Origin of the sequence: Nonomuraea sp. NPDC049028 (genome assembly GCF_043197735.1) — a bacterium.
Classification (GTDB): Bacteria; Actinomycetota; Actinomycetes; order Streptosporangiales; family Streptosporangiaceae; genus Nonomuraea.
The window spans coordinates 262,739-281,594 of record NZ_JBICTR010000009.1; the positions used below are offsets into that span (position 1 = coordinate 262,739).

At 69.9% G+C, this 18,856-nt stretch carries 15 protein-coding genes and 1 pseudogene; 9 read left to right on the forward strand and 7 right to left on the reverse strand.

All coding sequences use genetic code 11. From position 1 onward, the window contains the following. Positions 1-114: 114 nt before the first annotated feature. On the reverse strand, positions 115-594 hold the full coding sequence (locus ACGFJ2_RS34745) for an Lrp/AsnC family transcriptional regulator (protein ID WP_357944009.1): 480 nt from the start codon (positions 592-594) through the stop codon (positions 115-117). A 103-nt stretch (positions 595-697) separates the two neighbouring features. Between ACGFJ2_RS34745 and hppD the strand changes: the two genes are divergently transcribed. Next, a complete protein-coding gene (gene hppD, locus ACGFJ2_RS34750) occupies positions 698-1,807 on the forward strand; it encodes a 4-hydroxyphenylpyruvate dioxygenase (RefSeq protein ID WP_357944007.1) in 1,110 nt (369 codons plus the stop codon). A gap of 168 nt (positions 1,808-1,975) precedes the next feature. Continuing rightward, the gene (locus ACGFJ2_RS34755; protein ID WP_358179225.1) at positions 1,976-3,388 is read left to right on the forward strand and encodes a M1 family metallopeptidase; all 1,413 of its coding nucleotides are present in this window, start codon (positions 1,976-1,978) and stop codon (positions 3,386-3,388) included. Positions 3,389-3,453: 65 nt separating this feature from the next. Here the strand turns inward: ACGFJ2_RS34755 and ACGFJ2_RS34760 are convergent, their stop codons facing one another. Continuing rightward, positions 3,454-4,638, reverse strand: a complete 1,185-nt coding sequence (locus tag ACGFJ2_RS34760) for an FIST N-terminal domain-containing protein (RefSeq protein ID WP_393476287.1) — start codon at positions 4,636-4,638, stop codon at positions 3,454-3,456. 171 nt (positions 4,639-4,809) lie between these two features. On the opposite strand from ACGFJ2_RS34760, the gene ACGFJ2_RS34765 reads away from it, so the two are divergent. The 3 genes from ACGFJ2_RS34765 to ACGFJ2_RS34775 all read left to right on the forward strand — a co-directional run bounded on the left by ACGFJ2_RS34765 (position 4,810) and on the right by ACGFJ2_RS34775 (position 8,985). Beyond that, positions 4,810-6,201: a sigma 54-interacting transcriptional regulator gene (locus ACGFJ2_RS34765; RefSeq protein ID WP_357944003.1), complete on the forward strand. Its 1,392-nt coding sequence runs from the start codon at positions 4,810-4,812 to the stop codon at positions 6,199-6,201. Between the two features lie 63 nt (positions 6,202-6,264). Beyond that, a complete protein-coding gene (locus ACGFJ2_RS34770; protein WP_393475501.1) occupies positions 6,265-6,999 on the forward strand; it encodes a hypothetical protein in 735 nt (244 codons plus the stop codon). Positions 7,000-7,029: 30 nt separating this feature from the next. Next, positions 7,030-8,985: a hypothetical protein gene (locus ACGFJ2_RS34775; RefSeq protein WP_357944604.1), complete on the forward strand. Its 1,956-nt coding sequence runs from the start codon at positions 7,030-7,032 to the stop codon at positions 8,983-8,985. A gap of 111 nt (positions 8,986-9,096) precedes the next feature. Here ACGFJ2_RS34775 and ACGFJ2_RS34780 read toward each other — a convergent pair whose 3' ends face one another. After that, entirely contained in the window at positions 9,097-9,519 is a 423-nt protein-coding gene (locus tag ACGFJ2_RS34780) for a DUF6292 family protein (protein WP_358179219.1), read from the reverse strand. Positions 9,520-9,659: 140 nt separating this feature from the next. On the opposite strand from ACGFJ2_RS34780, the gene ACGFJ2_RS34785 reads away from it, so the two are divergent. Both ACGFJ2_RS34785 and ACGFJ2_RS34790 read left to right on the forward strand, forming a co-directional pair. Continuing rightward, the gene (locus ACGFJ2_RS34785; protein ID WP_357943998.1) at positions 9,660-9,785 is read left to right on the forward strand and encodes a hypothetical protein; all 126 of its coding nucleotides are present in this window, start codon (positions 9,660-9,662) and stop codon (positions 9,783-9,785) included. A 10-nt stretch (positions 9,786-9,795) separates the two neighbouring features. Further along, positions 9,796-10,230 (forward strand): hypothetical protein, encoded by a 435-nt coding sequence (locus ACGFJ2_RS34790; protein ID WP_393475505.1) that lies wholly within the window; start codon positions 9,796-9,798, stop codon positions 10,228-10,230. Between the two features lie 29 nt (positions 10,231-10,259). Here ACGFJ2_RS34790 and ACGFJ2_RS34795 read toward each other — a convergent pair whose 3' ends face one another. Both ACGFJ2_RS34795 and ACGFJ2_RS34800 read right to left on the reverse strand, forming a co-directional pair. Then, entirely contained in the window at positions 10,260-11,399 is a 1,140-nt protein-coding gene (locus tag ACGFJ2_RS34795) for a cystathionine gamma-synthase (protein ID WP_357943994.1), read from the reverse strand. 118 nt (positions 11,400-11,517) lie between these two features. Next, positions 11,518-11,727: a hypothetical protein gene (locus ACGFJ2_RS34800; protein ID WP_357943992.1), complete on the reverse strand. Its 210-nt coding sequence runs from the start codon at positions 11,725-11,727 to the stop codon at positions 11,518-11,520. Between the two features lie 588 nt (positions 11,728-12,315). Here ACGFJ2_RS34800 and ACGFJ2_RS34805 point away from each other — a divergent pair. Beyond that, positions 12,316-12,582: pseudogene (locus ACGFJ2_RS34805) on the forward strand (histidine kinase); the annotation flags it as partial. 276 nt (positions 12,583-12,858) lie between these two features. Here the strand turns inward: ACGFJ2_RS34805 and ACGFJ2_RS34810 are convergent. Then, positions 12,859-16,485 carry a BTAD domain-containing putative transcriptional regulator gene (locus ACGFJ2_RS34810; protein ID WP_393475509.1) on the reverse strand — a complete coding sequence of 1,209 codons (3,627 nt, stop codon included), beginning with the start codon at positions 16,483-16,485 and terminating at the stop codon, positions 12,859-12,861. Positions 16,486-16,551: 66 nt separating this feature from the next. On the opposite strand from ACGFJ2_RS34810, the gene ACGFJ2_RS34815 reads away from it, so the two are divergent. Then, positions 16,552-17,409: an NAD(P)-dependent oxidoreductase gene (locus ACGFJ2_RS34815; RefSeq protein ID WP_393475512.1), complete on the forward strand. Its 858-nt coding sequence runs from the start codon at positions 16,552-16,554 to the stop codon at positions 17,407-17,409. 11 nt (positions 17,410-17,420) lie between these two features. Here ACGFJ2_RS34815 and ACGFJ2_RS34820 read toward each other — a convergent pair whose 3' ends face one another. Beyond that, positions 17,421-18,791, reverse strand: a complete 1,371-nt coding sequence (locus ACGFJ2_RS34820; protein ID WP_357943986.1) for a cystathionine beta-synthase — start codon at positions 18,789-18,791, stop codon at positions 17,421-17,423. Positions 18,792-18,856: the final 65 nt, after the last annotated feature.

Genomic DNA, 18,856 nt, shown 5'->3' on the forward strand with positions numbered 1-18,856 from the left:
CACCGATCCGCACCCACAACCCCCTATCGCGCCTCACCAGACCCCCGTCAGCTGGGCGAATGTCAAGGTTAAGCGATCGATAACGGTGCCTCGTCCCCTCCCGCGATAGTACGGCTAGCGCGTTTCGCGCTGGGGAACATTCGCCACCAATGGCAAAACGCGGTAGGGAACAGGTGTGTCGAGGGCGATGATCGAAGAAGTCCTGAGAACACCCTGAACTTCGACGATCTGGTCGATCACCCGCTGCAGATCGGCGTTCGTCCGCGCCACCACCCGGCAGAGCAGGTCGCTGCCGCCGGTGATCGTGTGGACCTCCAGCACCTCAGGGATGTGGGCCAGCCGGTGCGCGACCGGGTCGTGCCCGGCGACCTGCCTGATCTCCATCGTCACGAACGCGGTGACGTCGTAGCCGAGCGCCACCGGCGAGATGTCGGGTCCGAACCCGGTGATCACCCCTCTGGCGATCAGCCGGTCGAGCCGGGCCTGCACGGTGCCGCGGGCCACGCCCAGCCGGCGCGAGCACTCCAGTACGCCCAGGCGCGGCTCGGCGGCCAGGAGGGCGATCAGCCGGGCGTCCAGTTGGTCGATCGTCATGGTGTACAGATCTCCTCCTCTACATGGGGGTGGGCCGTACATATTGTCTAGTCAAAAAAGTAACTGTTGCTCAACTCGTCCAGAGAATCCAAATATTGATGCTATGACTGATGTCTTTCCGGTTAACGGGATGCACGCCGTGGTGTTCGCCGTGGGCAACGCCAGGCAGGCGGCTCACTACTACTCGACCGCGTTCGGCATGCGGCTGGTGGCCTATCGCGGGCCGGAGAACGGCAGCCGCGACGAGGCGGCCTATGTCCTGACCTCGGGGAGCGCCAGGTTCGAGTTCCGGGCCTCGATCCGGCCGGGGACCGACCTGGCCCGCCACGTCGCCGAGCACGGTGACGGGGTGATCGACCTGGCCATCGAGGTGCCGGACGTGGAGGCCGCCTATCGGCACGCCGTGGAGCAGGGGGCCCGCGGGCTGGCGGAGCCGTACACGCTGGAGGACGAGCGGGGCAAGGTGGTGCTCGCGGCGATCGCCACGTACGGCGAGACGCGGCACACGCTCGTCGACAGGGCCAACTACAGCGGCGCCTACCTGCCCGGGTACGTGCCCGCCGAGCCGCTCGTCGCCCCGCCCACGACCAAGTCCGGACGACTGTTCCAGGCCGTCGACCACTGTGTGGGCAACGTCGAACTGGGCCGGATGGACGAGTGGGTGGAGTTCTACAAGCACGTGATGGGCTTCACCAACATGGCGGAGTTCGTCGGCGACGACATCGCCACCGAGTACTCGGCGTTGATGTCCAAGGTCGTGGCCGACGGGAGCCGCAAGGTCAAGTTCCCGCTGAACGAGCCGGCCGTAAGCCGCAAGAAATCGCAGATCGACGAATATCTGGAGTTCTACCGCGGGCCGGGCGTACAGCACGTCGCGCTGGCCACCAACGACATCCTGACCACGGTCGACCACATGCGCGCGGCCGGAGTGAGCTTCCTGGACACCCCCGACTCCTACTACGACGACCCCGAGTTGCGCTCGCGCATCGGGCGGGTCAGGGCGCCGATCGAGGAGCTGAAGAAGCGCAAGATCCTCGTCGACCGCGACGAGGACGGCTACCTTTTGCAAATCTTCACCAAGCCGGTGCAGGACCGGCCCACGGTCTTCTTCGAGCTCATCGAGCGGCACGGCTCGCTCGGCTTCGGCAAGGGCAATTTCAAGGCGTTGTTCGAGGCCATCGAGCGGGAGCAGGAGCGAAGGGGCAACCTTTAGCTCGCGCCGCCGTTGCCCTGACGGCGCAGGGGGAGTCTGCTCGACCTAGGCTGGATTCGTTCGGCCCGCGCCAGCAGGCTCCGCATGCCAAAGCCGCGAAGACGGTCGTGGTCCATGCCTGACTCCGCGTAGAATTCCTGTCACTTAGCGAAGGGAAGAGCGCAGCCTATGGGGTTTGACCAGCGCAGGGCCGCTTCGCTCGTGGCGCTTCTGAGCATCCTCGCCTGCGCGCCGTCCAACGGCGCCATAGCGCCCACAGCGGCCCGGCCGGTGAGCGGAGACACGGGCGCGTCCGGCATCGGTGACCCCGACTTCCCCCTTGACGGCAACGGCGGCTACGACGTCTCCCACTACGGCCTCGAGCTCGGCTACACGCCGAGCAGCAAGCACCTCGACGGCGTGGCGACGATCAAGGCCACGACCACGCAGGCGCTCTCGCGGTTCGACCTCGACCTGTCCGGCCTCGACGTGAGCGAGGTCACGGTCAACGGGGAGAAGGCCATCTTCTCGCGCAACGGCACCGAACTCGGTGTGCTGCCCACCACGCCGCTGGCCAACAAGGCCGACTTCACCATCAAAGTGACCTACTCCGGCGTGCCCAAGCCGATCAAGGACTCCACCAACCTCGGCACGTTCGGCTTCGTGCCGACGCCCGACGGCGCCTTCGTGGCCTGTGAGCCCGACGGCGCCAAGACCTGGTATCCGGTCAACGACCACCCAGCCGACAAGGCAGCCTACGACTTCGCGATCACCGTGCCCGACGGCGTGACCGCGCTGGCCAACGGCGAGCAGGTCGGCGAGCCGACGACCACCGACGGCAAGACCACTTTCCGGTGGCGCGAGCGGCATCCGATGGTGAGCTATCTCGCGACGGCCACGATCGGCAAGTTCGAGCTGCGCAAGGGCCGCACGCCGGGCGGCATCCCCAACTTCGCGGCGGTCGATCCCAAGCACCGCGCCTCGCTCGACGATCTCTACAACATCTCGGGCGAGGTCACCGACTACTGGAGCAAGGTCTTCGGGCCCTACCCGTTCTCCTCCACGGGCGGCATAGTCGACGACTTCTCGGCCGGCTACGCCCTGGAAAACCAGACCAAGCCGCTCTACGGCGGCTTCGAGCCCGACCAGAGCATCATCGCGCACGAGCTGGCCCACCAGTGGTTCGGCGACAGCGTGAGCATCAAGCGCTGGCGCGACCTGTGGCTCAACGAGGGCTTCGCCACCTATGCCGAGTGGCTCTGGGCCGAGCACAAGGGCACCAACACCGCCGACCGGCTCTTCCAGACCTTCTACAACCGCGCCGCGAGCGAGCCGATGTGGAAATATCCCCCGGGCCGGGCCCAGCCCAAAGACCTGTTCAACGACTCGGTCTACACCCGGGGCGGACTGACCCTCCACGCCCTGCGCAAGGCCATCGGCGACGAGACCTTCTTCACGCTGCTGAAGACATGGACGGCCGACCACAAATACGGCAACGTCACGACGGACGAGTTCATCGCGCTGGCGGAGAAGCTCTCCGGCAAGGATCTCAAGCCGCTGTTCGACGCCTGGCTCTTCCAGCCGACCAAGCCCGCCGCCTGACCGCCTGACTGCCCGATCACCTGACTGCCCCATCACCTGACTGCCCGATCGCCTGAGCGCGAGGCTCACGGGGCGCTGGGCGTGCCCGCGGGCGCTGAGAAGACCAGGACGGACGCCGTGAAGCCGTGCACGTGGTTCTGGCCGCCCACCGGGCCGACCTCGCCCGCGGCGAAGAAGCCCGCGAGCCCGATCGGCCCGAGCGTGTCGCGCAGCGCCACCGGATCGTGGTCGGCGGTGCCGAACATCGCCGACCCCCGGCCGTTGCAGGAGAACAGCAGCGCACCGTCGATCCGGCCGAGCTCCTCCCGGTGCGCGTCGAGCAGGTCGTAGAGGTCCTCGTCCGCCGTGGCCGCGTCGCGCACGTGGAAGCGTACGGTCCTGCCGACGTCCACGACGTCGCCGATGGCCACGGCCTCGCGTTCCGGGTCGATGCCGATCACGCCTCTGATGAGGAAGTCGCCGCGTTCGTGCCGTTCGGCGTACTCGTCCATCGCCACGCCGATCTGCAGACCGGCGGCGACCAGTTCGCGGTCGTCCTCGTCGAGCTCGCTGACGATGTCCTCCAGCCGGGCCAGGGCCGGTTGGCCGGCCAGCTCCAGCAGCAGGTTCTCCTCGGAGCGGGTGACGACCATGGTCGGGCCGATCGGCCGGCAGCCCTGGCTGACCACTGTGCTGACCCGTACGGAGCCGCTGAGCAGCACGCCGATGGCGCCCTCGGTGTAGATCTCGCCGTCGGCGAAGAGCCGGACCGACCCCCGGCCCCGCATCCCGTTGGCCAGCCCGCCGATCAGCGGCAGATTACCGAGCACGTCCACGGAACGCTCCACGAACGCGTCCGTGGGGAAGGTGTACGGATCGGCCAGCAGGATCGCCACGTGATCATCAGGTGTCCGCTCCGGCAGCCCCACCACCACGAACCGGTCCTCGGCGGTCAGCGTCTCCAGCGCGAACGTGGTCAGCTCGGCCCCGTCCAGCGTGGCCGCCCACGCGCTCACGGCGGACGTCAGCTCGATCCCCTGCCCGTCACCGATCACGCCGGTGGCGCTGCAGCCGATCACGTGGGCCTCGGGGGCCAGCCTCATCGCGCACTCCCCCGCCCTGGCGACCTCGTCCGGATCGTCGCCGCAGATGAAGAAGCACACCAGGTCCGCCTCGCCGCTGAGCCTCGACAGGGCCTGACCGACAGCACGCTCCGCGGCCTCCACCAGGTCGGAACCCACGGCGAGGCCGTCGGCGAAGCGGCTCGTCATCACAGCCACGGATCTCGCCTCCTCAGCGGGTCGAAGTTCCCTAGGAACCGATTCTCCCCATAAAAGGAACAAGCACGCGCACGAACCGTCACGCAATAGTCAAGATCCGAAATCTCCGCCAGATGCGAAAGTGTCTGCCGCAGTGGTCCCAGGGGACGTAGTCTCGTTCCCGTGCATCAGCCTCTAAATATCCGCGAGCTGCGAGAGAGCGGTCACGTTCATCGCACCGTGAAAGCAGAGGTCCGCGAAAACCTGCTGGCCAAGTTGCGGGCAGGTGAGCCCCGTTTTCCAGGCATCGTGGGCTTCGACGACTCCGTCCTGCCCCACTTGGAGCGGGCGCTACTCGCCGGGCACGACCTCGTCCTGCTCGGTGAGCGGGGCCAGGGCAAGACCCGACTCATCCGCACCGTCACCGGGCTGCTGGACGAGTGGACCCCGGTGGTCGACGGGTGCGAGATCAACGACCATCCGTACGCACCGGCCTGTACGCGCTGCATCACGCTCGCGCGAGAGTTGGGCGACGAGTTGCCCGTGGCGTGGAAGCATCGCGACGAGCGCTACGGCGAGAAGCTCGCTACCCCCGACACCTCCGTCGGCGACCTGATCGGCGACGTGGACCCGATCAAGATCGCCGAGGGCCGGACGCTCGGCGACCCGGAGACCGTCCACTACGGGCTGGTGCCGCGCACCAACCGGGGCGTGTTCTCCGTCAACGAGCTGCCCGACCTGGCCGAGCGCATCCAGGTGTCGCTGCTGAACGTGCTGGAGGAGCGCGACATCCAGGTGCGCGGCTACAACCTGCGCCTGCCGCTCGACATCCTGCTCATCGCCAGCGCCAACCCCGAGGACTACACCAACAGGGGCCGGATCATCACCCCGCTGAAGGACCGCTTCGGCGCCGAGATCCGTACCCATTATCCGCTGACGGTCGAGGACGAGCTGGTGCTCATCCGCCAGGAGTCCATGCCGGACATCGGGGCGGACCTCCCCGAGCACCTGGTGGAGGTGATCGCCCGGTTCACCCGCCTGGTCCGCGAGTCCACCGCGGTCGACGCCCGCTCCGGCGTGTCGGCGCGGTTCTCGATCGCGGCCGCCGAGACCGCCATGGCCTCCGCCGTACGCAGGGGGGCGATCGCCGGCGAGGAGCAGGCCGTCGCCCGCGTCTGCGACCTGACCAGCGTCGTCCACAGCCTGCGCGGCAAGGTGGAGTTCGAGGTCAGCGAGGAGGGCAGGGAGACCGAGATCCTCTCCCATCTGCTCCGCCGGGCCACGGCCGAGACGTTCAGGAGCCGGTTGGGCGGCATGGACCTGTCGCCGCTGACGGACAAGTTCGCCGAGGGCAACCAGGTGGAGTCCGGCGAGCTGATCCCGGCCGCCGAACTGCTGCGCCGCATCGGCCCGGTCAGCGGACTGGCGAAGGTCATGTCGCGGCTGGGCATGGGCGAGGGCGAGGAGTCGCCGGGACACGCGGCGGCCGCGCTGGAGTTCGCCCTGGAGGGCTTGTATCTCATGCGCCGCCTGTCCAAGGACGACGTGGACGGGGTCTCCGTCTACCGGACGTGAACATTCGGGCGGTCTCACACGTCGAACGTGATGAATTGATCACGCCGTCGGGGGAGACCGCCCATGCGTCTGCTTGTCTGTGCCACCGCCCTGAGCGCCACCGCCTTGTGCGCTCTCGCCGTCCCCGCCGATGCCGCGGACACCAAGATCGTGTACGGGTACGCCTGGGCGGCCGGCACGACCGAAATCCGCATCACGCCCATGACCGCCACGTACCGCAAGCCGCTCCACACGTTCAAGGCCGTCTCCGGCGCCAAGGAGTTGCGGCTCGACTACGCCAAGGCGGCCTTCCGGCGGGTGACCGTCGCCTGCGACCTCAAGGAGACCGAGGGGCGCGTGGCGATCGACCGCAAGGGCCTGGGCACCACCGTCTGCCAGGCCGACGCCCTGACCGACAAGCTGGCGGCCGGGCCCGCGCCGGTCCGCGTCGAGTATCGCGGCGCCGAGGCCGTCAAGATCAATGAAGTGCTCGCCAAGTGGCCCTCACCACGCACGGCCCGGGGCACGGTCAAGCGGGTGGACGACACGACGGTCCTGTTCACCGGGGCGGGCAGGACGTTCAAGCTCGGTTACACGAACCTGATGTCGTTCGCCAGGACCACCAAGCGCTGCGGCGACGGCTGGCTGGCCGGCAAGCCGGTCAACGCCGACAAGCACGGCCTCGGCAAGAAGGCGTGCCAGAGCCGCGACTTCACCAAAGCCCTCAAGACGGTCAAGCATCCGGTGCTCGTACAGGTCGATTACGTGCCGGACGTCAACGAACTCTCCGGTGTGCGTGAGGTCTTCGGGGACGCGTAGCCCTCGTTCTCGGGTTAGCGTGTGTTCGTGATGGCCTACCGCTATGGCGAGTACAACGATGGCCCCGACCCCCTCGCCCCGCCGTACGACGTGCGCGCCGCGCTCGACGAGATGGGTGACGCCATCCTGTCCGGCTCCACTCCCGTGCACGCCCTGCGCGACCTGCTCAAGCGCGGGCTGCCCGGAGCCCAGGACCGCCGGGGTCTCGACGACATGCTCAGAGAGGTACGACGGCGCCGCAGGGACCTGCGCGAGAGCGGCCGGCTCGACGGCACGCTGGAGCGGGCGCGGGCGCTCCTCGACAAGGCCATCGGCCAGGAGCGGGCCGAGCTGTTCCCCGACCCGTCCGACGACGCGCGGCTGCGCGAGAGCGAGCTCGACTCGCTGCCCGACGACACGGCCAGCGCGATCCAGCAGCTGACCCCCTACGAGTGGCGCTCCGCCGCCGCCAGGCAGACCTTCGATGAGCTGCGCGACCTGCTGCGCCGCGAAGTGCTCGACAGCCAGTTCAGAGGGCTGCGTGACGCGCTGGCCCAGCCGGACCCGGCGGCGATGGAGCGCGTCCGGCAGATGATGTCGGACCTCAACGACATGCTCGACAAGGACGCCAGAGGTCAGCACACCCAGCAGGACTTCGATGCGTTCATGAAGGAATACGGCGATCTCTTCCCGGAGAAGCCGCGCGACCTCGACGAGCTGGTCGACGTCCTGGCCCGGCGGGCCGCCGCGACCCAGCGCATGCTCGCCTCGATGACCCCGGCCCAGCGCGAGGAGCTGGCCAACCTGATGAGCCAGACGCTCGACCAGGCGGGGCTGTCCGACGAGATGCGCCGGCTCGGCGAGTCCCTCCAGGCCCGCCGGCCCGACCTGGCCTGGGACACCCCCGAACGGCTGACCGGCGAGGAGCCGCTGGGCATGGGCGACGCCGTCACCGCCCTGGAGGAGCTGGCCGACCTCTCGCAACTGGAGACCTCGCTCCGGCAGGACTACCCGGGCGCCAGGCTCGACGACGTCGACGAGTCCGCGGTCCGCCGCGCGCTCGGCCGCTCGGCGGTCGACGACCTGGAGGCACTCAAGCGGATCGAACGCGAGCTGGAGGAGCAGGGCTACCTCCTGCGCCGCCGGGGCAAGCTGGAGCTCACCCCCAAGGCCGTCAGGAGGCTCGGTGAGACGGCGCTGCGCCGGGTGTTCGCCTCGCTCGACGCGGGCCGGCGCGGCGACCACGACCAGCGCGACGCGGGCTCGGCCGGGGAGCTGACCGGCTCGTCACGGCCCTGGCGGTTCGGCGACGAGCAGCCGATCGACGTGGTCCGCACGCTGGTCAACGGCGTCCGCAACGGCGGCGTCCAGTCCGAATCAGGCGCCGTACACCTCTCCGTCGACGACTTCGAGGTGGCCGAGACCGAGCGGCGCAGCGCGGCGGCCGTCTGCCTGCTGGTCGACCTGTCCTACTCGATGGCCCTACGCGGGACCTGGGCGGCGGCCAAGCAGACCGCGCTCGCCCTTCAGGCGCTGGTCGCCTCCAAGTTCCCGCAGGACGCGGTGCAGATCATCGGGTTCTCCAACTACGCTCGGGTGCTGCAACCGGACGAGCTGGCCGGGCTCGACTGGGACATGGTCCAGGGGACGAACCTGCACCACGCCCTGCTCATCGCGGGCCGGCACCTGGATCGCCATCCCGACTTCGAGCCGGTCGTGCTCGTGGTCACCGACGGCGAGCCGACGGCTCACCTGATGCGCAACGGGCACTCGGCCTTCGAGTGGCCGCCGTCGCCCGAGACGCTGGAGCTCACGCTGGCCGAGGTGGACAAGATGACGCGGCGGCGGGCGACGCTCAACATCTTCATGCTGGCCGGCGACGACCGTCTCAAGGAGTTCGTGGACGAGGTGGCGCGGCGCAACGGCGGTCGCGTGTTCTCCCCCAGCGCGGATCGGCTGGGCGAGTATGTGGTGAGCGACTTCCTACGGGTACGCCGGTCCCGCTGAACACGCGGGCTCAAGGTCCCGAACGGGGCCTGGCTATCTGAACGCGGGCCTGATGTCGTACGACGGCGTTGATGTCCTACGACCGGCCCGCGACTTCAGGCGGTCAGCCGCTCAGGCGTCGACGAGAGACGCGTAGAAGTCGAGGGCGACGTCGAAGCCGTCCCGGCAGTTACGGTACGAGCGGTAACAGGGGCGCCAGGCGGAGCTGGCGCCCACACCCGTGCGGGCATCGCTCAGCGCCGACGGCACGCGCTCGGGCCGGGGCAGCAGGCCGCCGCCCAGGTAACGGACGCCGTCGAGCTGGGTGTGCTCGCCGCGGCCGCCGGAGACGAAGCCGCCGAGCCGCCACCCGCTCTCCTCGTCCCACACCAGCGCGCTGCCGTCCGTCAGTCGGACGGTCGCGCCACGCGGCTCGCAGGGGCCCTCCCACCAGTCGGCGACCTCGGCTCCGAGCAGGTCGACGACCCGCTGCACGTAGCCGGTCGGCTGCTGCAGCCACTCGTCGGTATACGGCTCGACATGCCTGATGGCCACGGACGGCACCCCCTTGTGCCCAGACGGTAAGGAAAAAGCGACGGTGGTCAACCATACCCGCGCTGAACTTATTCCGTTGCCAGAGCGTCTAGTCATTACGGACGATATTTACGTCCGACACGGGGAAGGAGGGGGGCTCCATGATTGCCATGATTCTTCTGATCGTGCTCATGGTGGTCGCGATCGCGGCCACCGAGCTGATCATGCGCTGCTCCTCAGAGGGTAAACAGAGTGTCGAGTCCGCGGGCGAGATCGTCGGGGACTAGTCTCCTTCGCATGTCGTCCCTGCTTCTCTGGCTGCACATCGGCTTCGCGATCTTCACGATCGGCCCGCTCACAGCGGCCACCATGGCCGCTCCGCGGGCCATCCGCGGCAAGAACGTGCCCGTCCTGCAGAACATCCAGCGGACCACCCGGATCTACAGCATCGGTTCGCTGGGCGTGCTGATCTTCGGGCTGGCCGTCGGCATGTCGATCGGCGGCGGCGTGCTCGGCAAGTGGTACATGACGGCCTCGATGACGCTGTTCATCGTGGCCGTCGTGCTGCTCGTCATCATCGACCGCGACCTGCGCGCCGCCGTCAAGGTCCTCGAGACCGAGACCCCGGACGACGACGCGAAGGTGCAGAACGGCAGGATCGCCGCCATCAGCGGGCTGCTGTCCCTGATCTGGCTGGTGATCCTGTTCCTGATGGTCGTACCGGGTTCCTAACCGAGCGTCCTGATGGTCGTACCGGGCTCCTAGCCGAGCGCCTGCGTGAGGTCGGCGAGCAGGTCGTCGACCGTCTCGATGCCGACCGACAGCCGCACCAGGTCGGCGGGCACCTCCAGCGGTGAGCCGGCCGCCGAGGCGTGCGTCATCCTGCCCGGGTGCTCGATGAGCGACTCGACGCCGCCCAGCGACTCGCCCAGCGTGAACAGCTTCGCCCGGTTGCACACCTCGACGGCCTCGGCCTCGCCGCCCGTGACGCGGAACGACACCATGCCGCCGAACCTCTTCATCTGCTTGGCGGCCACCTCGTGCCCGGGGTGGTCGCCCATGCCCGGGTAGAGCACCTGCGTCACGCGCGGGTGCGCGAGCAGCAGATCGACGATCCGTTCGGCGTTGTCGCAGTGCCGGTCCATCCGTACACCCAGGGTCTTGAGCCCGCGCAGCGTCAGCCAGGCGTCGAACGGCCCGGCCACCGCGCCCATCGCGTTCTGGTGGAAGGCCAGCTCCGCGCCGACCGACTCGTCGGCCGCGATCAGCGCGCCGCCGACCACGTCGGAGTGACCGCCGACGTACTTGGTGGTGGAGTGCACGACCACGTCCGCGCCCAGCGCGAGCGGCTGCTGCAGGTAGGGCGAGGCGAACGTGTTGTCGACGACCAGCAGCGCCCCGTTGTCGTGGGCCAGCTGGGCGAGCGCGGCGAGGTCGGCGATGCCGAGCAGCGGGTTCGTCGGCGTCTCCACCCAGATGATCCGCGTCTTCTGGGTCATCGCCGCGGCCACGGCGTCGAGGTCGCCGAGCGGCACCGGGTCGTAGTGCAGGCCCCAGCGCTCGCCGACCTTCGCGAACAGCCGGTATGTGCCCCCGTACGCGTCGTTGGGGATGACGACGTGGTCCTGCGGCTTGCAGAGAGCGCGCAGCAGGGTGTCCTCGGCCGCCAGGCCCGACGCGAACGCCAGCCCGCGCGCCCCGCCCTCGACCGCGGCCAGCGCCTCTTCGAGCGCGGTCCTGGTCGGGTTGGCCGAGCGACTGTACTCATATCCGGAACGCAGGCCACCCACGCCGTCCTGCTTGTAGGTGGACGTCGCATAGATCGGCGGCACGACCGCGCCGGTAAGCGGGTCAGGCTCCTGACCTGCGTGGATCGCCAGGGTTTCGAAACCGTTCGTCATAGGCCCACGGTAACGGAAGCGGCCCGCGGTCCGTTCCCCAACGGACCGCGGGCCGAAGCGGGCGCCGTCCCCAACCGCGCCCGCGCGGCTCGCGCGTCATGCCCCGCGCGAGCCGGTCTCAGGCTGCCTGAGGCTTCTTCCTGTCGCCGCCTGCCCGCGACGCCAGCGGTATAACGTCGGCGTCGCGTACGGGCACCTGGATGTGGCGGCCGCTGCCGCCTTCCGCGTGCTCCCCGTTGATGCGGGAGAGCAGCACCGGGTCGGCCAGCGCCAGCAGCAGACCCACGACCAACCCGATACCCAGCAGTACGAATCCAAGGACAATCATTTTCCCGTCCCCCTTCCGGACATGTACCAGCATCGTCGACGGCCCCCCGCCGCCGCCTCCACTGAAGGGCCGGTCCTCGGCGAGCCTCCTCAGCCGAACGGTCGATGCCTGCCATCCGACTTGCGGCTTAGGCTCCTAGGGGTGGGGGAAGCCAAGCACGTCGTCTATTGGATCCGCCGGCTGAGCGACATCGCGGCGATCGGCTGGCTGGCCATGATGCTCCTCATGGACCTCGCCATTGCCGCCACCAGGGGCGGCGTCCAGTGGCTCGTGCCGATCTGCGGGGTCGTGGGCGTCGCGGCCGCCATCCTGCGGCGCCGTTTCCGGGTCGAGACGTTCGTCGTCATGCTGGCCCTCTCGCTCGTCTCCTCGCTGGTGATCGCCATCAGCGGGTTCGTGGGCGTGCCCGGCGCGGCGGAGACCGGCGCGCTGATGATCCTGACGATCGGCGTGCTGCGCCACGTCGAGCCGGTCAAGCGGGCCGCGGTGTTCGGGGGCACCGCGCTGGTCGTCCTCATGGCGGAAGGCGCCTCGCGCGATCCCCAGAACAAGCTGGCCTTCTCGTTCATCCTCTTCACCGCGTGGACGATGATCGCCGCCGTCGGCGGCTACCTCCGCTTCCAGCAGGAGCGCCGCAAGGAGGCCGTCCATTCCGTACGGCGTGCGGAACGCCTTGAGCTGGCCAGAGAGCTGCACGACCTGGTCGCCCACCACATCACCGGCATCGTCGTACAGGCCCAGGCCGCCCGCACGGTCGCCGACCTGAAGCCCGACGCCGTGCTGCCCGCCCTCGACGCCATCGCCAGTGCCGGGACGGACGCGCTCACCTCGATGCGACGCCTGGTCACCGTGCTGCGGGCCGAGGACGAGGCCGCCAGGACCCCCGGCACGTCGCTCGCCGATCTGCGGCTGCTGACGGAACGGTTCTCGGAGAACGGGCCGCGCGTCGCGTTCGAGATCGGGTCCGGCATCGACGACCACACCCTGGCGCCGGAGGTCATGACCACGGTCCACCGGGTGCTGCGGGAGGCGCTCACCAACATCCGCAAGCACGCGCCGGGCGCCAGCTGGGTCGAGGCCGAGCTGCGCCGCTTCGACCAGCTCGTGCTGCTGCGCATCCGCAACTTCGGCTCAGCCTCCGACCCCCGGCTCTCGCGCCTGGGCGGCGGGTTCGGGCTGGTCGGGATGGCCGAGCGGGTGGAGGCGCTGGGCGGCCGCCTGTACGCCGGGCCCGGTTCCGACGGGGCCTGGGAAGTGGTCGCGGAGTTTCCCACGTCCTGAGGCGTACGCCGGGTCGAACTCGGCACCCATCGCCGCGCGCAGCCTGGCGGTGATCCGGTCGACGTCGGCCCGCTCGGGGGCGGGCAGCGGCACGCCCACCGCCTCTCTGAGCGCGGCGGCCACGCCGAGCATCCCGGCCGCCTCCCGGTACCCCTCGCGCTCCCGATGCCTCTCGGGAAGGCTCCATCGGGCCTGGCGTCCCCTCCCGGTCTGCTCAGCCGGTTGTCCCGTCCCGGTCTGCTCGGCCGTGAGTGACAGCGCGCCCGCCAGCCCTTCCAGGGCGAGCGCGACCGCTCTCGGGTCCCCGGTGGCCTGGGCCGCCTCGTAGCCCTGCCGCTGCCTGGCCAGCGCCGTCGCGGCGTCACCGCGCTGCTCGGCGGCGAACCCAAGCTCGGCCAGGACGAACGCGATGCCGGGCGTCCCCCGCACCTCACGCAGCCAGCCGAGCCACGGCGTCAGGAGCCCTTCCGCCCGTACGTAGTCGCCCTGCCGCCTGGCGCTCAGTGCCAGCCCGAGCACGGCATGCTCCTCCGCGGCCTTGTAGGACTGCTCCACGGCCAGCAGTCTGGCCCGCTCGTGGTAGTGGTCGGCTCGCTCGTACCGGCCCGCCAGGAGCGCCACACGGCCCAGCCCGGCCAGTTTGAACGCGACCTCGAAGCCGAGCTCCTCCGCCAGCCGCAACTGCTCCTCGCGCAACCTGGCGGCCTCGGCGTAGTCACCCCGTATCTCGGCCAGCCGGTCGAGCGCGTCCATGGCCTCCAACCGCCCCCACGCGTCACCCAGCTCGCCGAACAGCTCGAGGCTCCGCCGCCCGTCCCGCTCCATCGCGGCCAGGTCCCCCCGCCCGACGGCCAGCTTCGCGCGCAGGCTGAGCGCGGCGGCGATCCCCCAGCGGTCGCCGAGCGCCTCGTACGCGGCCAGCGCCCGGCTCGCCGCCGCTTCGTGCGCACCATGATCGCCGTACGCCCAGCGCACGTGGGTCAGAAACCAGTCGGCCAGTGCCCGCCCTCGGGCGTCGAGCCCGGCCACCCGCACCGGCGGCGCCACCTCCCCGACGGACAACGCCATCCCCGCCAACCACACCGACGCCACAGCCGCCCGCCCGGCGGTCAGATCCGTGACGGGCACGGCCGAGGTGGCTATGGACCCCGAGCCGGAGCCCTGCACGACCCCGGACCCTGGCACGGCGCTAGACGTCGAAGCGGCCCCGGCTGTCGGAGCGGCCCCGGACGTCGGAGCGACCCCGAACTCCAGGGCGGCTCCGGACGCCGAGGTGGCGCTAGACGCCGGAGCGGCTCCGAACGTCGAGGGGACTCTGGACGCCAGAGCGGCACTGGGCGCCGGGGCGGCTTTGAACAGGGCGGTGGACAGGGAGCGGCGGGCCTCGCCCATGCGGCCGCGTAGGAACCAGTACCAGGCCAGCGCGTTGACCAGGCGGAGCGGCTCGGGACCCGACAGGGCGAGCCGCAGGTTGGCGGTCTCGGCGTCCAGGCGTTCGAGCCACTGTCTCTGCCCCGGCCCGCGCAGGTCCGCCCGTTCGGCCAGCGCCGTGTAGTAGCGGGCGTGACGTGCGGCGATCCGCCCGTGCTCACCCGCCTCCGCGAGACGCTCGGCGCAGTAGACCCCGACGGACTCCAGCAGCCGGTACCTGGGCCCGGTGGACACCACCACCAGCGAGCGGTCGACCAGACCAGCCAGCACGTCCACCACGTCCACGCCGGGCTCAGCGCAGACCTCCTCGGCCGCCTCCAGCGCGCACCCGTCCGCGTGTACGGCCAGCCGCCGCAGCACGACCCGCTCGTGGTCGGACAGCAGGTCCCAGCTCCAGTCGATCACCGCCCGGAGCGTGCGCTGACGTGAGGGCGCGTCACGCATACCGGAGCTGAGCAGGCGAAACCGGTCGTCGAGCCGCTCGGCCACCTCCCGCGCACCCAACGCCCGCACCCGTGTCGCGGCCAGCTCCAGCGCCAGCGGAAGGCCATCGAGCCGCCGACAAATGGTCGCGACCGCCTCACACACCTCGTTCGACTTACTCGCCCTGCTGGTCGCGTCTGTGGGGGTGGCGTCCGGCTCGTTCAGCTTGATTCCGGCGCGGATGGTGAAGAGGCGTACGGCGTCGGGCTCGGTCAGCGGCGGTACGGCATGTATGCGCTCGCCGGTCACCCGGAGCGGTTCCCGGCTGGTCGCCAGGATCCGCAGCCCTGGGGCGGCCCGTAGCAGTGCGGAGATCAGCTCCGCCGCTTCCTCCACCAGGTGTTCGCAGTTGTCGAGTACGAGCAACGCGCGCTTGGTGGCCAGGGCGGTCGCCAGTCTCGGCGGCAGTGGCGCGGCGTCGTCGTCGCGTACGCCGAGCACGTCCGCGACCGCCTCGGCCACGTCCTTGATCCCGCCCAGCTCCACCAGCCACACCCCGTCGGGGAAGGCGGAGCTCTCGTCGGGGAGGGCAGCACTTGCGTCGGGGAAGACGGTGCTGTCGTCAGGGAAGGCGGTGCTTTCGTCGAGGAGGGAACGGGCGGTTTCCAAGGCGAGGCGGGTCTTGCCGACGCCGCCAGGTCCGGTGAGCGTCACCAGGCGGGCGACGTCCAGCAGGTCGCGGGCCTGGGCGACCTCCGTGTCCCTGCCGATCAGCTCCGTGAGCGGCGACGGCAGGTTGGAGCGGGGCGGCGGGGCAGCGGGCGGAGGGGCCTGCCGGACGAGCGAAGGATCCTGCCGAAGGATCGCCTCCTGAAGTGCCGCCAGCTCGGGCGTGGGGTCCAGGCCCAGCTCCTCCGCCAGCCGCTCGCGCAGCTCCCCGTAGCTGGCCAGGGCCTCGCTCTGCCGACCGGCCCGGTACAGGGCCGTCATGTGCTGGGCGCGCAGACGCTCGCGCAACGGGTGCCGGGAGACCAGGTCGGCCAGGTCCACGTCCTCGCCCAGGGCTAGCCGTACCTCCGCCTGCTCTTCGAGGGCGGCCAGGCGCAGCTCCTCCAGACGCGCGATCTCCGGACGGAGGAACTCCTCGTCGGCGAGGTCGGCGTACGCGGGACCGCGCCACAGGCTCAGCGCCTCGTGAAGCTGGGCGGCCCGCTCACGCGGATCCGCGGCACGCTCGCCGACGAGCTCACGGAACCGGTCGGCGTCCAGCGCGACACCGAAGCGCCCCTCACCCAGCGCGACATCGGAGTGCCCCACCTCCCATCGGCCCCTGGCCCGAGAAGGGTCGGCGAACGCCAGGCGGTAGCCGGCCGGGGTGTGGACGATCGAGCCGGGGTCGCCCAGGGTACGGCGGAGCTGGGAGACGCGTGCCTGGAGGGTGCCGACGGGATTGCGGGAGGGCCGCTCCCCCCACAGGTCGTTGATCAGCCGGTCCATCGAGACCGGCCCACCCCCGTGAGCCAGGAGGTCGGCCAGCAACGCCCGCATCCTGGGCTCCGTCACCTGGATCGGGCGGCCGTCGTCCGTCCAGACCGCCAGCGGCCCGAGCACCCCGAAACTCACCACGTCAGAGACAACCCGTAGTGAGACGGAAGGATTTCCGTAGGGGGACGTTCGATGGTGGGGCTCATGAGTCGAGTGACAGTGATCGGAATGGGCCCGATGGGGTCGAAGATGGCGGAGACGTTCCTCGCGGCGGGTCACGAGGTGACCGTCTGGAACCGTACGAAGAGCAAGACGGACCCGCTCGTGGCCAGAGGCGCCCGGCGAGCGGCCGAAGCGGCCGAAGGCGAGCTGCTGGTCATCAGCCAGGTGAGCTACCAGGCCATGTACGACAGTCTGAGCGACGCGCGGCTGGACGGGAAGGTGTTGGTCAACCTCAGCTCGGGCACGCCCGAGGAGTTGCGCGCGGCGGCGGAGTGGGTGGCCGGGCGGGGCGGCACGCTCGTCACCGGAGGGATCATGGTGCCGCCGCCGGGCATCGGCCTGCCCATGGCGTACACCTTCTACAGCGGCCCGAAGGAGGCCGTCGACCGGCACGCCGAGACGCTCAAGGCGCTGGCCACGATCACCTATGTGGGCGAGGACCAGGGCCTGGCGATGATGTACTACCAGGCGCAGCTGCTGATCTTCTGGTCCAGCCTGACCAGCTACATGCACGCGCTCGCGCTGCTCGGCACGGCGGGGGTGCCGCCCCGGGACTTCCTGCCGTTCGCCAGGGAGACGTTCACGCAGCTCGGGGGCGACGGGCCGATGGGGTTCGCCAAGATCCTGGCCGAGGAGGCCGAGGCCCGGGTGTATCCGGGCGAGCTCAACTCCCTGCACATGCAGGCGGTCGGCATCGGCCACGCCGTCCACGCGCTGAAGGACGCCGGGCTGGAGACCACGGTGCCGAACGCCCTCAAGGAGCTGTTCGAACGCGCCGACGCCGAGGGACGCGGCTCGGAGGGGCTCGGCACCGTGATCGAGTCGATCAAAAAGCCCTAGTGGTCAAGGCCCTAGTGGTTGGCGAGGAAGGCGAGCAGGTCCTGGCGGGTCAGTAGCCCGGCCGGCTTGCCCTCTTCCAGCACCACGGCGGCGTCCGCCTTCTCCAGCGCCTCCACCGCGCGCGCCACCGACTCGCCGCTGCCGATCATCGGCAGCGGCGACGACATGTGCTCGGCGATCGTGTCCTCGGAGGAGAGCCGGCCGCGGTAGAGGGCTTCGAGCAGGTCGCGCTCGACGATGGAGCCGACCACCTCGGCCGCCATGACCGGCGGCTCCTCCTTCATCACCGGGAGCTGCGACACCGAGTATTCGCGCATGATGGCGATGGCCGTACCGACCGACTCGTGCGGGTGCACGTGCACGAACTCCGGCAGGCCCGCCCCCTTACGAGCCAGTACGTCACGGACCAGCCCCTCCTCGGACGAGGTGGTCAGGAAGCCGTAGTCGGCCATCCAGTCGTCGTTGAAGATCTTGGACAGGTAGCCGCGCCCGCCGTCGGGCAGGAGGACGACCACCACGTCCTCGGGCCCCGCCTTGGCCGCCACCTCCAGCGCCGCGACCACGGCCATCCCGCACGAGCCGCCGACCAGCAGGGCCTCTTCGCGGGCGAGCCGCCGGGTCATGTTGAAGGAGTCCTTGTCGGACACCGCGATGATCTCGTCGCAGATCTTCGTGTCGTAGGTGGCCGGCCAGATGTCCTCGCCGACGCCCTCCACCAGGTAGGGACGACCCGAACCGCCCGAGTAGACGGAACCCTCGGGGTCGGCCCCGATGATCTTCACGCGGCCGTCGGAGATCTCCTTGAGGTAGCGGCCGGCGCCGCTGATCGTGCCCCCGGTGCCGATGCCCGCCACGAAGTGGGTGACCCGGCCCTCGGTCTGCTCCCACACCTCGGGACCGGTCGAGTAGTAGTGGGAGTCGGGGTTGTTGACGTTGGAGTATTGGTCGGGCTTCCAGGCGTTGGGCACCTCACGGGCCAGCCGGTCGGACACCGAGTAGTAAGAGTCGGGGTGGTCGGGCGACACGGCGGTCGGGCAGACCACGACGTCGGCGCCATAGGCGCGCAGCACGGCGATCTTGTCCTGGGCCACCTTGTCGGGCACCACGAACAGGCACTTGTAGCCACGCTGCTGGGCCACGATGGCCAGACCCACGCCCGTGTTGCCGGACGTCGGCTCGACGATCACGCCACCGGGCCGGAGCTCCCCCGACGCCTCCGCCGCGTCGATCATGCGGACCGCGATGCGGTCCTTGACCGAGCCGCCCGGGTTGAAGTACTCGACTTTGGCGAGCACCTGGGCGGGTAGGCCGGCGGAGACCTTGTGCATCCTGACGAGCGGGGTGTTGCCCATGAGCTCGACCAGGGAATCGTAAACGCGCACCGAGGTGTTCACCTTCTTTGCCGAAGCTTGGTCAGCTTGCCGAGGGCCGAGCTCCCGTGGGGGTG

What these genes read in the sequence shown, in the direction of transcription:
- ACGFJ2_RS34745 (WP_357944009.1), bottom strand. Translation starts at nt 594, where the DNA reads ATGACGATCGACCAACTGGACGCCCGGCTGATCGCCCTCCTGGCCGCC.
- hppD (WP_357944007.1), top strand. Translation starts at nt 698, where the DNA reads ATGACTGATGTCTTTCCGGTTAACGGGATGCACGCCGTGGTGTTCGCC.
- ACGFJ2_RS34755 (WP_358179225.1), top strand. Translation starts at nt 1,976, where the DNA reads ATGGGGTTTGACCAGCGCAGGGCCGCTTCGCTCGTGGCGCTTCTGAGC.
- ACGFJ2_RS34760 (WP_393476287.1), bottom strand. Translation starts at nt 4,638, where the DNA reads ATGACGAGCCGCTTCGCCGACGGCCTCGCCGTGGGTTCCGACCTGGTG.
- ACGFJ2_RS34770 (WP_393475501.1), top strand. Translation starts at nt 6,265, where the DNA reads ATGCGTCTGCTTGTCTGTGCCACCGCCCTGAGCGCCACCGCCTTGTGC.
- ACGFJ2_RS34775 (WP_357944604.1), top strand. Translation starts at nt 7,030, where the DNA reads ATGGCCTACCGCTATGGCGAGTACAACGATGGCCCCGACCCCCTCGCC.
- ACGFJ2_RS34785 (WP_357943998.1), top strand. Translation starts at nt 9,660, where the DNA reads ATGATTGCCATGATTCTTCTGATCGTGCTCATGGTGGTCGCGATCGCG.
- ACGFJ2_RS34790 (WP_393475505.1), top strand. Translation starts at nt 9,796, where the DNA reads ATGTCGTCCCTGCTTCTCTGGCTGCACATCGGCTTCGCGATCTTCACG.
- ACGFJ2_RS34795 (WP_357943994.1), bottom strand. Translation starts at nt 11,399, where the DNA reads ATGACGAACGGTTTCGAAACCCTGGCGATCCACGCAGGTCAGGAGCCT.
- ACGFJ2_RS34800 (WP_357943992.1), bottom strand. Translation starts at nt 11,727, where the DNA reads ATGATTGTCCTTGGATTCGTACTGCTGGGTATCGGGTTGGTCGTGGGT.
- ACGFJ2_RS34815 (WP_393475512.1), top strand. Translation starts at nt 16,552, where the DNA reads ATGAGTCGAGTGACAGTGATCGGAATGGGCCCGATGGGGTCGAAGATG.